We start from the raw sequence: 16,222 nt of genomic DNA on the forward strand, positions 1-16,222 counted from the left end.
GGTGACCGGGATCGGTTACCCACCCATGTCCGCACCCCGGGTGGGTAACCGATCCCGGTCACCCACCGTCTGCGACGAGGAGGCCCCATGCGCGCGACCGTCATGTACGGCGCCGGCGACGTGCGAGTCGAACAGGTGCCCGACCCGGTCCTGATCGAGCCGACCGATGCGATCGTGCGGATCACCCGCTCGTGCATCTGCGGCAGCGATCTGTGGCCGTACAAGCACATGAAGCCCGACCCGCACGGCCGGCGGATGGGCCACGAGTTCATCGGTGTGGTCGAGGAGACCGGCTCGGACGTGCACCGGGTGTCCCGCGGCGACGTCGTCGTCGCGCCGTTCATGTACTGCGACAACACGTGCGACTTCTGCAAGGAGGGCCTGCACACGTCCTGCCGGCGCGGCGGCGCCTGGGGGATGGACGGCGTCGACGGCGGGCAGGGCGAGGCCGTCCGCTCGCCGCTGGCCGACGGGACGCTGGTGACGCTGCCGGTCGCCGCCGACGACCCGCTGATGCCGTCCCTGCTGACCCTCTCCGACGTGCTGTGCACCGGGCACCACGCCGTGGTCACCTCCCGGGTGGAGAAGGGGTCGACCGTCGCGGTGATCGGCGACGGCGCCGTCGGCCTGTGCGGGGTGCTGGCCGCGCGCCGGGCCGGCGCCGAGCGGATCCTGCTGCTCGGCCACCACCGCGAGCGGACCGACCTGGGTCGCGCGTTCGGCGCGACCGACGTGGTGGTCGAGCGCGGTGACGAGGCCGTCGCGCACGTGCGGGAGCTCACCGGCGGCGACGGCGCGCACTCCGTGCTGGAGTGTGTCGGGCTCGTCGAGGCCTACCGGACCGCGCTCGGGATCACCCGGCCCGGCGGCGCCGTCGGGCGGGTCGGGGTGCCGCAGTACGAGACGGCCCCGCTCGGCCGGGACGTGTTCCGCAACAACATCACCGTCTCCGGCGGGGTCGCCCCGGCGCGGGCCTACATCGAGGAGCTCATGCCCGACATCCTGGAGGGCCGCATCGAGCCGGGCCGGGTGTTCGACATGACCGTCGACCTCGACGGCGTGCCGCAGGGCTACCGCGCGATGAACGAGCGCCGGGCGTTGAAGGTGCTGATCACGCCGTAACGGCCCCGCCGGCCGGCGGGTATGGCGGTCAGCGCGTCGGGGAATGCCGCTCGCCGTGCCGGCTGCAGCGCGCCGTCCACCCGACCGGTGTCACCTGCACGACCATCCGCCGCGCGCAGTCCGGGCAGTATCGCGGCGGTTCGAGCTCCCGGCGCGCGGCGCAGCGCGGGTGGCCCGGCTCGGCGGCCGGGAGCCCGCACTGGTCGCAGAAGGTGCCGGTCTCGGCCACGGGAGCGCTCACAGCGTCTCGTTGAGGGCCTTGATCGGCATCTGCAGCTCGCCGAGCAGGTCGATGTCGGACTCCGCCGGCCGCCCCAGCGTGGTCAGGTAGTTCCCCACGATCACCGCGTTGATCCCCCCCAGCAGCCCCCGGCGCGCCCCCAGATCCCCCAGCGTGAGCTCCCGGCCCCCGGCGAACCGCAGCACCGTGCGCGGCAACGCCAACCGGAACGCCGCCACCGTCCGCAACGCGTCCGGCCCCGACATCGGCTCCAACTCCCCGAACGGGGTCCCCGGCCGCGGGTTCAGGAAGTTCAGCGGCACCTCATCCGGGGTCAACGCCGCCAGCTGCCCGGCGAACTCCGCGCGCTGCTCCGGCGACTCGCCCATCCCGACGATCCCGCCGCAGCACACCTCCATCCCGGCCTCGCGCACCAGCCGCAGGGTCTCCCAGCGCTCCTCCCAGGTGTGCGTGGTGACCGCGTTGGGGAAGTGCGACCGGGCGGTCTCCAGGTTGTGGTTGTAGCGGTGCACGCCCATCGCGGCCAGCTCGCCGACCTGGTCGGGGGTGAGCATGCCCAGCGAGCAGGCGATGTTGATGTCGATCTCGTCCTTGATCGCCGCGATGCCCGCCGCGACCTGGCTCATCAGCCGCTCGTCCGGGCCGCGGACGGCCGCGACGATGCAGAACTCCGTCGCCCCGGTCTTCGCGGTCTGGCGGGCCGCCTCCACCAGCATCGGCACATCCAGCCAGGCCGAACGCACCGGCGAGGCGAACAGCCCCGATTGCGAGCAGAAGTGGCAGTCCTCCGGGCACCCGCCGGTCTTCAGCGAGACGATGCCCTCGACCTCCACCTCCGGGCCGCACCAGCGCATCCGCACCGCGTGCGCCAGCCCCAGCAGCTCGTCCAGCGCATTGTCGGGCAGGCGCAGCACCTCGAGCACCTGGGACTCGGACAGCCCGACACCCTGAGCCAGGACCTGCGAACACGCCGCCCGCAATTCGTCCGACCACGCCGCTCCGCTCGGCACCCGAACCGGCTCTGTCACACGAGTCGTCAACTCTCGATCCCCTCAGCCCTCGACCAGTCGATCTCGAAGCAGTGCGACGGACTGCCGCGGCACGCCCTTGGCCTGTGCCCACGACTCGGCCGTGCCGTAGTTCTGCTCCAACGCTTCGATCAGGCCGTCGACCGAGTGCTCCTCACACTGGTAGATCTCCGCACTGAGCGTGGCCATGTTGTGCGCGTACCGCGGCCAGCCGCGCAGCCGAGTCCTGATCGCGTCCATGTTCACGCTCGTGACGAGGAAGTCGGCCTTCGCCTCCACCGGGGTCACGCCGCACAGCAGTTCGACCAGCAGCATGGTCATCCCGGTCCGGTCCTTGCCCGCCGCGCAGTGCACGAGCGTCGGACAGCGGACGGCGTTGGCCACCGCCTCGACCGCAATCGGCAGGTTCGGGTCGTTGTGGAGGTGGTCGATGTAGAAGTCGAGCAGTACCCGCCCGGGCGGTCCCTTCGGCCCGTCGACGTCTACCAGCGGGATGTTCAGGTAGTTGACCGGCCGGAACGCCAGCGGCCCGCGGCCCTGCTGGACGGCCTCGGGACCGGTGCGTAGATCGACGACGTAGCGCAGGCCGAGCTTGTCCACGAGCAGGTCGGCCTCGGACTCGGAGATGTCCTGGACGCTGTCCGAGCGGAACAACAGGCCCGAGCGCAGCTGCCCGCCGTCTGCCGTCCGCAGGCCTCCGACGTCACGGAAGTTCCGGAACGTCGGCAGATCGGTACGGATCCCGTTCGAGATCATCAGGGAGTCTCCAGGAGGGTGGCATTCGCCATTCCGCCGCTCTCGCACATCGTCATCACGGCGCGGCGAGCTCCCAGGCGCATCAAGTTGTCCACGATCCCGGCGAGCAGCCGGCCCCCCGACGCACCCACCGGGTGGCCGTAGGCGATCGCGCCGCCGTCAACGTTGACCCGGTCGAGGGGAACCTCGAGCTCGCTCGCCCACCCGAGCACGACGCTCGCGAAGGCCTCGTTGACTTCGTAGAGGTCGATGTCGTCGGGCTTCAGGTCGTGGCGATCCAGCAGTTTGCGCGTCGCAGGGATGATCCCGGCGAGCATCAGGACGGGATCGTCGCCGACGACGGTGTAGCCGGTGACAGCCGCGAGCGGGGTCAGCCCCAGCGCGGCCGCCGTGTCCTCGTTCATGACCAGGGTCGCCGCTGCGCCGTCGGAGATCGGCGAGGAGTTGCCCGCCGTCACCCGCCAGCCGATCTCCGGGAAGCGCTGGGCCATCGCCTCGTCGTGGAACGACGGCCGCAGGCCCGCCAGCGCCTCGGCGGTGGTCGCCGGCCGGATCCCCTCGTCATCGGTGACCCGGCGGCCGTCTTCCCGGTCAACCGCGACGATGCGCCCGGCCAGCCTGCCCTCCTCCCGGGCCCGCGCGGCGAGCCGGTGTGAGCGCAGGGCGAGCTCGTCCAGCGACTCCCGGTCGAGCCGCCACTTCGCGGCCAGCAGCTCGGCGGAGATCCCCTGTCCGACCAGGCCGTCGCCGAACCGGGCCCGGAACCGTGGTCCCTCGTCGTCGCGCCCCATCCGGTTGGTCTTCATGGGGACGATGCTCATCATCTCGACGCCGCAGGCGATGGCCACGTCGTAGGCCCCGGCGACCACGCCTTGCGCGGCGAAGTGCAGGGCTTGCTGGAACGACCCGCATTTGCGGTCGATCGACACGCCCGGGACCTCGACCGGCATCCCCGCGGCCAGCAACGCGTGCCGCGCGATGTTGCCGGCCTGCTCGGCCACCGGCATCGTGCACCCGGCGATCACGTCGTCGACCCGCGCCGGGTCGAGATCGCTGCGGCGCAGGAGAGCCTCCAGGACGAGCGCGAGCATGTCGACGGGGTGTTCGCCGGCGAGCGCCCCGCCGGCCCGCCCCTTCCCGAACGGAGTGCGGACCACGTCGACGACGACGGTGCGGCGCGCGCTCACCCCGCGCTCCGCGCGCCGAGTTCGGCCAGCGGGCTCCGGGCATCCGCGGCGCGCTGCTGCGCGGCTGCCGCCAGCAGCACCGGCAGTGGCCGGTCGGTGACGATCCGGCGTACCCCGCCGCGGATCGCGGCGGCCACCCCGGCGTCGGTCTCCACCACGCCGCCGCGGACCGCCGTCGCACCGGCCACGGCGTGCTCGACGCCGGCCACCTCGACCACACCGAGCTCGTCGAGATCGCGAATGTCGCCGTCGGCGGTGCTGGTGACCACGTCGACGTGGGTGGCGGCAGCCGCCCAGGCGGTGAGCCGACGGAGCCGGTCGTCGCCTTCGGGATCGACCGAGCGAAGCGGGAGCAGACCGTCGAACACGCTCCCGAGCGCCCCGTCCACGGTGACCTCCCGACCGGAGAGCCCATCGACCACCCCCGGCCCGCAGCCGACGACCGCGGGCCGGCCGAGGCCACGGCAGACGACGGCGGCGTGGCTGGTCGAGCCCCCGGTCTCGGTGCAGACCGCGGCGGCCGCGATCATCGCGTGCACGTCCTCGGGGCTGGTCGTACGTGCCAGGAACACCACGGACTCGCCGCGGGCGGCCCGCTCCACCACCTCATCGGCGTCGGACAGGGCGAGTCCCGCGCCGGCTCCCGGCGAGGCAGCCTCCCCGGTGGCGACCGCAATCGCATCGCACCGGTCCCCCGGATCGAGCCGGGGCCGCAGGAGCTGGCGTACCTGCTCCGCCGAGACCCGGGCGACGGCCTCGTCCTCGTTGATCAGCCCCTCGTCAACAAGATCCACCGCCAGCCGCACGGCCGCTTCGGGGCTGCGCTTCGCCGCCCGCGTCTGCAACAGGTACAGCGTGCCACCCTGCACCGTGAACTCGATGTCCTGGATGTCGCGTTCCTCGGCCTCGAGCCGGCGCGCGGCCGCCAGGAGCTCCCGGTGCACATCGGGCAGTTGCTCGGCCAGGTGGGCCAGGGGCAGCGGCGTGCGCTCCCCCGAGACCACATCCTCGCCCTGCCCTCGGGGCAGGTACTCGCCGTACGGCTCGGCCGCACCGGTCATCGGGTCACGGCTGAACAGCACTCCGGTACCGGAGTCTTCGCCCATGTTGCCGAAGACCATGGCCTGGACGGTGACGGCCGTGCCGAGGTCGTCGGGGATGCCGGTGTGCAGCCGGTAGGCCTTGGCCCGCCGCGACTGCCAGGAGCCGAGGACGGCGCGGACGGCCTCCCGCAGCTGCTCCCACGGGTCGTCCGGAACGGGCCTGCCGGTCTCCGCCAGCACTGTTTGCCGCAGCTCCTGTGGGGACCGGGTGTCGTCCTCGACGTCGGCCTTGAGCACGATGCGCCCGAAGCTCGCGACGAACCGGCTGTGGGTGTCGCTCGCGTACGCCGGGTCGCCGGCCTCGGCGGCGAGCGCCCGCTCGACGCGGTCGTCGAACCCGAGGTTGAGGACCGTGTCCATCATCCCCGGCATGCTGACGGGAGCACCGGAGCGCACCGAGAGCAGCAGTGGTTGCTCACCGCCGCCGAATCGGCGGCCGGTCTCCGCTTCCAGGTAGGCGACACCGGCGCGCAGGGCGTCCTCGACGTGCGGGGGTAGCTCGGTCCCGGCGTCGTACTCGCGGCACACCCGGGTCGGGAGCACGAACGCCGGCGGGCACGGCAGCCCCAGACGGCGCATCCGCGCCAGGCTCCACGCCTTCCCGCCAATCTCTTCACGGCTGGGCAGCTCGCTGCCGTCCAGCACGACGCACCACGAACTCATCTCACTCCTGCCTCGTGCGGCCCAGGATGCGCAGCAGGTCCTCGTGCAGCTCGTGCCACACGGTGTGGTAGCTGTCGACCCGTACGCCACTGACGAAGTCGGTCTCGCCGGCGAGCGCGCGGTCGTAGGCGGCGGCCAGCCGTCCGGCATAGGCCTTCATCCGCGGTACCGCGTCGGCGAAGGCGTCGAGGATCGGTTCGGCACGCTCGTGGAGGTCACCGAGCTCGTCGAGGATCGCGTTGTCGTAGGCCGGGTCGCTGTGGTCGTTGGGCACCGTGGTCCCGGCCTGCGGCACCGACTGCCAGCGCGTGAGCAGCGCGAGCAACTTGCGGTTCACGACCTCGAACCGGTCGGCCGCACCGGTGAACGCCTCGTCCTTACGGACCGCGGCGTAGGCCTCCGGATAGGCGGCGTCCAATCGCGCACGACCCACCGGCGTGGGCATGAAGGTGCCCTTGGCGCCCGCCACGTCGCCGCTCGCCACGGCGGCCTCGAGCTCGGCGCGCACCTGCGCCTCGTCGGCCCCGAGGATCGCCGCGATCTGCTCGGCGGTACCCGCCTTCTTCACCACGAGCCCGTGCAGGACCAGCACATTCGTTTCCACTGGGGTCAGCCCTTCTTCTCTGCGCGGTCGCCACCGTCGCCGGCGGCCGGTAGCTGTTCGCGCACCGCGCGCCGCAGGATCTTGCCCGCCGAGCTCTTCGGCAGGTCGTCACGGAAGATCACCGCCCGCGGGCGCTTGTAGCCGGCGAGCCGGTCGCGCGCCCACCCCATGAGCTCCTCGGCCTCGACCGGCTCCCGGGTCGACACCACCGCCTGCACGACCTCACCCCAACGCTCGTCGGGAACGCCCACGACGGCGGCCTCTCGGACCGCGGGATGGCCGAGGAGACAGTCCTCCACCTCTCGCGGGTAGACGTTGAAGCCGCCGCTGATGATCACGTCGTTCTTCCGGTCGAGCAGGTAGAGGAAACCGTCGGCGTCGAACTGCCCGACGTCGCCGGTGTGCAGCCAGCCGTTGCGCAGCGTGTGAGCCGTCTCCTCCGGGCGCTGCCAGTACCCGCTCATGAGGATCTGTCCGCGCACCACGACCTCGCCGCTGACGCCGGCCGGGACCTCCCGGTCGTGCTCGTCGACCACCCGAACCTCCACCATGCTGTACGGCCGGCCCGCCGACCCGACCCGGTCGTGCTCGCCGGGCTTGAGCAGCGTGATCGTCATCGGCGCCTCGGACTGGCCGTAGGTCTGGGTGAGCACCTTCCCGAAGACGCCCTGGGCGCGGTCGACGAGCGAGGGCGCGATCGGTGAGGCCCCGTAGCAGAGGTTGCGCAACTGCGGGATCCGCACGTCGCCGATCGACGGGTCGTCGAGCACCATCGCGAGCATCGTCGGCACCAGGAAGGTCGTCGCGGGCTCGCGGCGCTCGAGTTCCTCCAGGTAGGCGCCCGGGGTGAAAGACGGGATCACGACGTTGTGCGCGCCCCGGACCAGGTGCGGCAGGAAGAACGACCCGCTGGCGTGCGTGACCGGGGCCGCATGCAGCATCACGTCGCCCTGCCCGATGTCGGGCACGAGGTCCAATAGGTAGTTGGTGATCTCCGAGTGCTCGGAGCGCGAGGACAACACCACGGCCTTGGCGGGTCCGGTCGTCCCGCCGGTGTACCCGAGCCGGTAGGGCGCCTCCGCGTCCCGGGGGACGTCGCACGGGGTCGCCGACCCGTCGGCGATCATCTGCTCGAGATCGCCGAGATCGATGTTCAGCTCGACGGCGGCAGACGTCGACCGGTCACTGATCAGCGCCCGGCTACCGGAGTCGCGGATGCGGAACTCGTGGTCCTCTGCGGTGTCCCGGACGTTCATCGAGACACGGACGAGACCGGACTTGGCCAAGGCGTAGTAGGCCACCAGCCCGTCGATACCGTTGGGTAGCAGCACCGCAACCCGATCCCCGGGCCGCAATCCGCGCGCCAACATGGCGTTGCCCAGCCGGTCGGTCGCCTCGTCGAACTCGACGAAGCTCATCGTCCGGGTACCGCAGGTGATCGCCGGGGAGGCTCCGTACCGAGCCGCCGCACGCCGAATCAGATCACCGATCTCCACTCACACTCTCCTTGATGGGTCGAACCGGGCCCGCGGCGCCCGCATCGGGCGCCACGGGCCCTGCACGATCAGGACCGCAGGGCTTCGACGTCGGCGTTGGTCAGGCCCGCGCCCTTGCCCGCGAGCAGCCGCGACCGCTGCTGGGTGTGGCGGTAGAGCTCGTCGGCCCGCAGGTCGCCGACGTGGTCCTTGAGCCAGCGGTCGTCGAGGAACCGGTAGCGGTCCTGCGAGGCCAGCGGGTTCAGTTCCCGGGCACGTCGGTTGACCTCGTCGAGCGGAAGCCGCCCCTGGGTGGTGGTCCAGGTCGAGGTCTTGGCCGGCAGCGAGGTGCTCCCGCTGCGGATGGGACCGACCGTGGAGCTGAACTCGTCGTCAGCGAGGACCGAGTACGGGATCGTCGACCACATGTCCCCAGGGGCGCCGGAGAACTTGCTCATCGTGTAGCCGTTGCCCTGCTGGGAGCTCAGCGAGATGTACCCGACCAACTCGGCGATGAGGTCGCGGCCGTACTCGTCGTTCATCAGCGGCTTGAACCGCTGCGCCCGCTCCTCGACCAGCATCCAGTCGTCCTGGTCGTAGACACCCGCGATGTGGGCGAGGTCCTTGGCCACCCCGTAGTAGACCAGCAGACCGGAGTCGACGAGCTGCTCACGAGTCCAGCCGGCCATCACGGCCCACAGCTCCGAGGTGGCCCGCGCGATCACATCGCGCTCGTGCTCCAGGAAGTCGGCCAGCGTCGCCGGATTGTCCATCGCGACCGGGATGTAGCCATCGGACAGGTAGTCCGATGTGTACAGGCCGATCGAGGTCACGTTGTTGTGGTCGTAGGCCGGCGTCGCCTCGAAGCTGGCCCAGTCGTCGACGATGTTGAAGTGGGTGTCTTTCAGCACCACCGGCATCGTGTAGTTGTTGTAGGAGATCTCCGAGGCCACCCCGTCGAGCCACGGGTAGTCGCCCTCGGCGAGGTCGACGAAGTCGCGCACGAGCATCTCGCTCGACTCGCCGATCCGGTACGGGCCGCTGTTGTTGATGCCCAGTCGGCACTCGCAGTGCGACAGGAACTCGTACTGCGACAGCTGGGCGAGGAAGCGCCCGGCCGCGGTGTGCAGGCGGTCGCCCGGCTTGACGGTGAACGAGTCGGCCTGGAAGACCTGGACGACGCGCTCCGGCAGGACCTGGGCACGGTGGTTCGCGTCGCTGGGCAGGATGTGCGCGTGGTTACGGTGGTAGGACTGGTTGAGCCGCTTGGTGAAGTCCAGGACGTAGGCCACGTCGTCGAGGGCGTCGGTGGGCTTCAACATCCCCATGTCGATCAGGATCTGCCGGCCACCCAGGTAGAACTGCGAGATGATGCCGTTCTGGATGATCCCCGAGGCCGAGGAGACCTCACGGGCCCGGTCACCGAGCTCCTCGGCGGTCATCGTCTGCTCGATCTTGCGGAACAGCGAGGGGTAGCGGTACCACGCGTTGAGGTAGGACATCGCAATGTACGGGTTGACCGGGAACAGCTTCGACTCCTGCACGGTGCGCGCGGTGCACTGCCAGTGGAAGGCGTCGCTGTTCTTGCGAATCCAGGCGTTCAGGTCCAGCAGGTCCGCGTAGGAGTGCTCACTGGGCAACGGACTCTCCCTCCAGCTTGACGATGCGTGCTCGGGAACCGGGGTCGTTCTCGGCGTAGACGTCCGCCGGCGGCTTGGTGTACTCGACGCGGATCCGGTCGCCGTCGCGCAGGCCGTCGAGCTGGGCGTCCATCAGACACGGGACGCTGTACTCGCGGGTGAGGATCCCCAGGTGCGACCGCACCGTCCCGCCCATGCAGACGACGCCGGTGAAGTGCTCGAGGATGGGCGCCGTGAGAGTTCCCCCGGAGTCGTCGATGATGGCGATGGTGCCGGGCGGAACACCATTGGTCAGCATGTCCACCACGATGTCGACCGTGCTCACGAGCCGTGCGGTACCGACCACGTCGGCATCCACCCGGAAAACGTTGGCCCCGGTTCCGATCACCCGGTTGCCGTCCTCGTCCTTCTCGAACCCGCCGGTGTCCTTGATGCCTTCGACGGCCCGGTACTTCTCCGGGGCCTCGACCAGCGAGATCTGCGCGGACATCTCGTAGCGGTAACCGGTGTCGAGCAGTTCCTTCTCGACCGCGGCGAAGTCCGCGGTGGTCAGCTCGAGCGACGGATCCGCGACGGCGTCCTCCCAGCTCTTCCCGGAGGCGGCGAGTCGCTCCGCGACCAGCTTCCGGATCCGCGAGTGGAAGGCCTCTACCGTGGGGGTCATGGCCTCTTTTGCCCATTTTTCCGTCGGGGCGTTCGCGACGTTGCTCATCGGCCCTCCTCAGGGATTCGAGAACTGACTGGGAAAACGCTGCATCGCCCGGCCCGGCCCCCGATGCCGGCGGCGTGGGCCCTCAACCGGTCTGGTGCCGGCGCAGGGTGAGATCGACGTCGCCGCGGCGGACGCGGACGTAGCTGGGCCTGCGCATCTGCAGTGCCTGCTCGACGAGCTGCATCGACGCGGCCGAGTCCCGGAAGGCGTAGGTGGGCTTCACCCTCCCGGCGGCCTGGGTGGCCTCGAAGTCCTCTGCCGGCACCAGGTAGCGCGAGAGCAGTTCCTCGTCGCTCATCCGCTCGTCGCCGAACTGCACCCGCAGTTCCTTCAGCGAGGGCTGCGGGGGCTGCCAGTTCAGGTACTCCTGCGCACGGGACGAAGACAGCACCCGGTCCCGGACGTCGGGATCGATCGGCGCGGGCGGCTCGCCGAGATGGCCCAGGGTGTAGATGATCACTTCGTCCGGGACCATCGAGTAGCGGTCGCCGGTCACGATGTTGAGCACCGACTGGATCCCCATCAGCTGCGAGAACGGGGTCGCCGAGATCGGATGCCCCAATTCCTCGCGGACCCGCACGACCTCCTCCAGCACCTCGGTGAGCCGGTCCTCCATCCCGTACTGCGCCAGCTGGGCCTTCAGCGTCCCGGTCATCCCACCGGGAAGTTGGTGCTTGTAGGCGAAGGTGGAGAACTCGTTCGGAGTCCCGGTCGCCCAGCCCTCCTGGGCGGCGACCCGGGCGAAGTGCGTGGCGACCGGGTCGAGCCGGGAGGTGTCCAGGCCGTGGTCGTGGCCCAGCCAGCGTAGGTTCTCCACCATGGCCTCGGTGGAGGGCAGCGACGGCCCGTTCGCCAGCGGCCGCGACGCCGTGTGCAGAATCTTGACCCCGCTGCGCAACCCGGTGAGGTAGTTGAGCGGTGCGACGCCGATCGTGTTGTGGCAATGCAGTTCGAGAGGGACGTCGCCGGCCGCCTCGACCAGCGCGGGGATCAGTGTCGCGCCCCGCTCCGGCGACAGGATCCCGGGAGCGTCCTCGACGTAGATCGACGAGGCGATGCCCCACGACACCATCTCGCGCACCCTCGCGGCGAACCACTCGTCGGTGTGCACCGGGCTGATCCCGAACATGATCGCCGGCACGACCTCGGCCCCGGCGTCATGGACGGTCTGGCACAGCCGCCGCATCTGCTCCATGTTGTACAGACAGTCGTAGATCCAGAACGACTGGATACCGTGCCGCACCAGAGTCTGCACCCACAGATCCATCAGCGAGTCCGGGGTCAGGCCGAACTTCGCGATGCAGTTGTCGCGGCTGCCGGCGCGCAACCGAGCGTTCGGCATCCACCGGCGCCACATGTCGAGGCCCTCCCAGGGGTCCTCGCGGGAGTAGCGCATCATGCACTCGAACATCGAACTGCCGGTGACGTCGACGGTCCGGAACCCGGTGCGGTCGATGTCCTCGGCGACGGCAGCGGCCATCCCGGCCCTGATCCGCATGCCCCACAGGCTCTGCTGACCGTCCCGGAGGGTCTGGTCGACGAACTCGACGTGCGTCATCCGGTCATGACCTTTCCTGCCCGGTCCTCGCGGGCATGCTCTCTGGTCCAGGTGTCGAGAAAGGCGTCCTCGATCCATCGGGTCGTGACCCGATGGCCCCGCACCTCCGGATGGCGCACGAGTGCCCGGTGCAGCGGCAGGGTGGTCTCGATCCCGGCGACGTCGAACGCATCGAGGGCTCGCGCTGCCAGGGCAAGCGCGTCGTCCCGGGTGGCCCCGCGACAGATCAACTTGGCCAGCAGGGAGTCGTAGTTCGGCGGGATCCGGTAACCGGGGAAGCAATGGCTGTCGACGCGGACCCCCGCGCCGGCCGGCGGGTTCCACACCTGCAACGTCCCCGGCGAGGGCGCGAAACCGCGGGTCGGCGACTCGGCGTTGATGCGGAACTCGAACGCGTGCCCTGTGATGTGCACGTCGTCCTGAGTGAACGACAGAGGCTCTCCGGCAGCGATCCGGAGCTGCTCACGGACGATGTCGATGCCGGTGACCATCTCGGTCACCGGGTGTTCCACCTGGACGCGGGTGTTCACCTCCAGGAAGGAGAAGATGTTCTGCTCGACGTCGACCAGGAACTCCACGGTTCCCGCGCCGACGTAGTCCAGCGCACTCATCAAAGCCACGGCCGCCTCCCCGATCCGGCGGCGCAGTTCGGCGGGCACGGCGCTGGCGGGCGCCTCCTCCACGAGCTTCTGGTAGCGGCGCTGGAACGAGCAGTCGCGGTCCCCGAGGTGCACGGTCGTGCCGAACCGGTCGGCCAGCACCTGCACCTCGACGTGCCGGGCATGCGCGACGTAGTGCTCCACATACAGCCGGCCGTCGCCGAAAGCCGCCTCGGCCTCGGAACCTGCCGCCTGCACCGCGTCGGCCAGCTCCGCAGGGGAGTCCACCCGGCGCATGCCCCGGCCGCCGCCGCCGGCTGCGGCCTTGAGCAGCACCGGGTAGCCGACCTCTGTCGCGACGACCTCCGCCTCGGCGACGGTGGACACGCTGCCCGAGCCCGCACCGACGGGGATCCCGAGGCTCCGCGCCAGCTCCCGGGCGGCGATCTTGTCGCCGCCGCGCCGGATCGCCGACGCCGAGGGGCCGACGAAGGTGATGCCGTAGCGGTCGCACAGCTCGACGAGCTCCGGGCGTTCGGACAGGAACCCGTATCCGGGGTGGATCGCATCGCAGCCAGTGAGCAGGGCCGCCGAGATCACCGCGCCCACGTTGAGATAGCTCGCCGACGCGTTCGCGGGTCCGATGCCGACGACGACGTCTGCGGCCCGGGCCGGCAAGCTGTCGGCGTCGGCCTCCGAGGTTGCCAGCACGCTCGTCACGCCCTCGTCGAAGCACGCCCGGATGACCCGCATGGCGATCTCGCCACGGTTGGCTACGAGGACCCTTTCGAGCACGTCACTGCCCTTCGGGACGGATGCGGAACAGCGGCCGACCGGTCTCGACTTGCTCGCCGTTCTGCGCGTAGACCTCGACCACCGTGCCGGAAACTGGCGCGGGCAGGGTGTTCATCAGCTTCATGACCTCGACGATGCACAGCGCCGTCCCGGGCTCCACCCACATGCCCACGTCGGTGAAGGGCGGCGCACCGGGGCTGGGCGCCCGCCAGAAGATGCCGGGGGACGGCGCCACGACCAGCTCGGTGCCGGCCTCGGGCTCCGCTGCCGCCGGGGAGATGGACGGAACGTCGGCGGCGTCCACCGCCGACGCGGGCGAGAGTGCCGCGACGTCGCGGGGCTTGATCAAGACATGGGATGTGTCGGGCACCGATGGCGACGAGCCTCGGGCGACGAGATGAACCTCGACCTCGCCGGTCACGAGGTGGATCTCATCCCATTCTCCCTCTTCAAAGGCATCGAGAACCTGCCTCAGACCATCGTGGTCGATCGGCATCCAGCGACCCTCCGTCTCGCGGGGCGAACATTGGCCGTGACTGTAGACACAGCAGAGATCCCATGTCTAGGTTAGATCTCCGTCACACCCGGCGAGCGCGGCTCAGTGTCACCGGCCGGCTCACCGCTCTTTCATCCGACCCCTGAGGAGTCCTAGGTGCGCAGACTTGAAGGCAAAGTGGCCGTCGTGACCGGCGCCAGTTCGGGTATCGGACGGGCGGTGACCGAGCTGTTCCTCGCAGAAGGAGCGCGCGTGGTGGGCGTCGGCCGCAACACCGGCAAGCTCGATGTCCTGAGCAAGGAGCTCGACGCGGGACCCGACTTCATGACCCACGCCGCCGACCTCGCCGAGGACGACCAGGCCCGCGGTGTGATCCGGGCCGCCCAGGAGGCGTTCGGCGGCCTCGACGTCCTCGTGAACAACGCCGGTGTCGGATACTCCTACAAGGACGTCCGGCCCGGCAGCATGAACACCCTCGCCGAGACCCCCGCGGCGGACTGGGACCACGTCATGGGGATCAACCTCGGCTCCGTCGTGAACTGCTCGCGGCACGCGCTACCCGCGATGCTCGAGCGCGGGGGCGGCTCCATCGTGAACGTCGCCAGCATCCTGGGGCTCGTCGGGAACCCCGACGCCCACGCCTACACCGCGGCGAAGGGCGCGATCGTCAACCTGACGCGCTCGCTGTCGACGGCGTACGCCAAGCACAACATCCGGGCCAACACCGTCTGCCCCGGCTACATCGAGACGCCCATGGTTGCCGACTTCGTGGACTACCTGAACAGCGACGAGTACCGCTACCAGTGGAACCCCACGGGCCGGATGGGCAAACCGATCGAGATCGCCAACGGCGTCCTGTTCCTGGCTTCGGACGAGGCGTCATACTGCAACGGCTCGGTCTTGACCATCGACGGGGGCGTCCTCGCCGCCGCCCCTTGACATCGGCATTCGGCCCGGCGGCGTGATCCTGCGTGGACCGCGCCGCCCGGCCGCGACGCCGATCTGGGCCCCGTCGAACCCGCTGTCACGGCGGGTCTCCTCTGGCCGTCCGCCGGGATCTGACGGCACCGCGACGGGCAGGAACAGGAAGCTCGAGCCATTAGCATCTGCCGTCAGGTACCGGATGAAAGCCGCCCGGCTACAGACCGGGGCGAGGCGCCGTTCAGCATCAGGAGGCAACCGTGTCCGCCGCCGATCGCGCCATCCAGAAGATCCGCGACCTGATCGTCGAGGGTGATCTCGGGCCAGGTCATCGTCTGCCGGCCGAAGCCGAGTTGGCCTCCCGCCTGCAGGTCTCCCGGAACTCGCTGCGCGAGGCCGTCCGCGCGCTGTGCGAGGCGCGGGTCCTCGAGATCCGCCGCGGCGACGGCACCTTCGTCTCCAACCTGCAGCCCCAAACCCTGCTCGGCGGGCTGGGCTTCGCGCTTGACCTGATGCGCGGCGGCACCCTGCTGGAAATCTTCGAGGTGCGTCGGCTCCTGGAGCCGGCCGCGACCGGGCTCGCCGCACTCCGAGCCACCGAGCAGGACGTCGCGGACCTGACCGAGAGCCTCTACCGCCTGAACGAGGCCCGCAACGACGAGGAGTTGATCAGCTTCGATCTCGAGTTCCACCGCCGGGTCGTCGTGATCACAGGAAATGCGACTCTCTGCACCCTGATGGACGCGCTCGGCACCCGCGCGATCGGGGCCCGGGTGTGGCGGGGAGTAGTACAGGAAGGGACCCGCAACTTCACCTTCGAGCAGCACAGCCGGATCGTGGAGGCCATCGCTGCCGGCGATCCCACCTTGGCGAGCGCCGCCTCGACGGTTCACGTGAGCGCCTCGGAAGCCTGGTTGCGCCAGGCTCTCACGGCGGCGGAGGACGCCGGGGACAGCGGGGGGCCTGTCGAGCTGTTCAATCGGCAACGCCGATCAGTGCTGCAGGACACCCAGGCAGTCATCCATGGTCACGAGTCACGAGCTCATCCGAGCTGATCGGATCGTGCTGGCACCGCGCCGCTGCGTTCTGTTAACCCTGGTGATTCTCAGCCGTGGCGAGTCGATCCTCACGGAATGCTGCTGACGTTCTTGGCGGGCGGACTTCGGTCCTGAACACGACGGGGAACCGGCCTGCCGGCTGGCGTGGCTGCAGTGGTGCGCGGTGTGCGCGAGTGGTGTTTTCGCCATCCTCCACGCACCGGGATGGCCAGCCGACCCAACTGCCAGCGACAGCCTCGCGGCGAGCGTCTTCGGCGAGCTGCG

The 16,222-nt window shown here is 70.1% G+C and carries 15 protein-coding genes; 3 read left to right on the plus strand and 12 right to left on the minus strand.

Annotated elements, in window-relative coordinates:
• The first annotated feature begins 87 nt into the window (after nt 1–87).
• Entirely contained in the window at nt 88–1,122 is a 1,035-nt protein-coding gene (locus HF526_RS15025) for a zinc-dependent alcohol dehydrogenase family protein (protein ID WP_169382059.1), read from the plus strand.
• A gap of 28 nt (nt 1,123–1,150) precedes the next feature.
• On the opposite strand, the gene bsaP is transcribed toward HF526_RS15025, so the two are convergent.
• From bsaP to HF526_RS15085, 12 genes are all read right to left on the minus strand, one after another.
• The gene (bsaP, locus tag HF526_RS15030; RefSeq protein WP_211177277.1) at nt 1,151–1,363 is read right to left on the minus strand and encodes a biotin synthase auxiliary protein BsaP; all 213 of its coding nucleotides are present in this window, start codon (nt 1,361–1,363) and stop codon (nt 1,151–1,153) included.
• Nucleotides 1,360–2,373, minus strand: a complete 1,014-nt coding sequence (gene bioB / locus HF526_RS15035) for a biotin synthase BioB (protein ID WP_169382119.1) — start codon at nt 2,371–2,373, stop codon at nt 1,360–1,362. The genes bsaP and bioB overlap by 4 nt, the downstream gene beginning before the upstream one ends.
• A gap of 42 nt (nt 2,374–2,415) precedes the next feature.
• Entirely contained in the window at nt 2,416–3,147 is a 732-nt protein-coding gene (locus tag HF526_RS15040) for a tyrosine-protein phosphatase (protein ID WP_169382060.1), read from the minus strand.
• Nucleotides 3,147–4,334, minus strand: coding sequence for an acetyl-CoA C-acyltransferase (locus tag HF526_RS15045; RefSeq protein ID WP_169382061.1), 1,188 nt, complete (start codon nt 4,332–4,334; stop codon nt 3,147–3,149). Before HF526_RS15045 ends, HF526_RS15040 begins: the two co-directional genes overlap by 1 nt.
• Entirely contained in the window at nt 4,331–6,100 is a 1,770-nt protein-coding gene (locus tag HF526_RS15050; protein WP_169382062.1) for a pyruvate, phosphate dikinase, read from the minus strand. The genes HF526_RS15045 and HF526_RS15050 overlap by 4 nt, the downstream gene beginning before the upstream one ends.
• 1 nt (nt 6,101) lies before the next feature.
• The gene (locus HF526_RS15055; protein WP_211177252.1) at nt 6,102–6,704 is read right to left on the minus strand and encodes a hypothetical protein; all 603 of its coding nucleotides are present in this window, start codon (nt 6,702–6,704) and stop codon (nt 6,102–6,104) included.
• Nucleotides 6,705–6,709: 5 nt separating this feature from the next.
• Complete coding sequence (locus HF526_RS15060) at nt 6,710–8,200, minus strand: AMP-binding protein (RefSeq protein WP_169382064.1); 1,491 nt, start codon at nt 8,198–8,200, stop codon at nt 6,710–6,712.
• Nucleotides 8,201–8,268: 68 nt separating this feature from the next.
• The gene (locus HF526_RS15065) at nt 8,269–9,819 is read right to left on the minus strand and encodes a hypothetical protein (RefSeq protein WP_169382065.1); all 1,551 of its coding nucleotides are present in this window, start codon (nt 9,817–9,819) and stop codon (nt 8,269–8,271) included.
• Nucleotides 9,809–10,531 (minus strand): PEP-utilizing enzyme, encoded by a 723-nt coding sequence (locus tag HF526_RS15070; protein ID WP_211177253.1) that lies wholly within the window; start codon nt 10,529–10,531, stop codon nt 9,809–9,811. Before HF526_RS15070 ends, HF526_RS15065 begins: the two co-directional genes overlap by 11 nt.
• 82 nt (nt 10,532–10,613) lie before the next feature.
• Nucleotides 10,614–12,089, minus strand: coding sequence for a carboxyltransferase (locus HF526_RS15075; protein WP_169382066.1), 1,476 nt, complete (start codon nt 12,087–12,089; stop codon nt 10,614–10,616).
• A complete protein-coding gene (locus HF526_RS15080) occupies nt 12,086–13,483 on the minus strand; it encodes an acetyl-CoA carboxylase biotin carboxylase subunit (RefSeq protein ID WP_169382067.1) in 1,398 nt (465 codons plus the stop codon). Before HF526_RS15080 ends, HF526_RS15075 begins: the two co-directional genes overlap by 4 nt.
• Before the next feature lies 1 nt (nt 13,484).
• Nucleotides 13,485–13,979, minus strand: a complete 495-nt coding sequence (locus HF526_RS15085) for an acetyl-CoA carboxylase biotin carboxyl carrier protein (protein ID WP_169382068.1) — start codon at nt 13,977–13,979, stop codon at nt 13,485–13,487.
• A gap of 156 nt (nt 13,980–14,135) precedes the next feature.
• On the opposite strand from HF526_RS15085, the gene HF526_RS15090 reads away from it, so the two are divergent.
• Both HF526_RS15090 and HF526_RS15095 read left to right on the plus strand, forming a co-directional pair.
• The gene (locus HF526_RS15090) at nt 14,136–14,918 is read left to right on the plus strand and encodes a glucose 1-dehydrogenase (RefSeq protein WP_169382069.1); all 783 of its coding nucleotides are present in this window, start codon (nt 14,136–14,138) and stop codon (nt 14,916–14,918) included.
• A 242-nt stretch (nt 14,919–15,160) separates the two neighbouring features.
• Nucleotides 15,161–15,955, plus strand: coding sequence for an FCD domain-containing protein (locus HF526_RS15095; RefSeq protein WP_169382070.1), 795 nt, complete (start codon nt 15,161–15,163; stop codon nt 15,953–15,955).
• Nucleotides 15,956–16,222: the final 267 nt, after the last annotated feature.

This window comes from Pseudonocardia acidicola, assembly GCF_012911935.1.
GTDB lineage: Bacteria > Actinomycetota > Actinomycetes > Mycobacteriales > Pseudonocardiaceae > Pseudonocardia > Pseudonocardia acidicola.

Excerpts from the sequence above, each read along its gene's own strand:
- HF526_RS15085 (WP_169382068.1), bottom strand. The coding sequence starts at position 13,979 with ATGCCGATCGACCACGATGGTCTGAGGCAGGTTCTCGATGCCTTTGAA.
- HF526_RS15075 (WP_169382066.1), bottom strand. The coding sequence starts at position 12,089 with ATGACGCACGTCGAGTTCGTCGACCAGACCCTCCGGGACGGTCAGCAG.
- HF526_RS15070 (WP_211177253.1), bottom strand. The coding sequence starts at position 10,531 with ATGAGCAACGTCGCGAACGCCCCGACGGAAAAATGGGCAAAAGAGGCC.
- HF526_RS15040 (WP_169382060.1), bottom strand. The coding sequence starts at position 3,147 with ATGATCTCGAACGGGATCCGTACCGATCTGCCGACGTTCCGGAACTTC.
- HF526_RS15050 (WP_169382062.1), bottom strand. The coding sequence starts at position 6,100 with ATGAGTTCGTGGTGCGTCGTGCTGGACGGCAGCGAGCTGCCCAGCCGT.
- HF526_RS15025 (WP_169382059.1), top strand. The coding sequence starts at position 88 with ATGCGCGCGACCGTCATGTACGGCGCCGGCGACGTGCGAGTCGAACAG.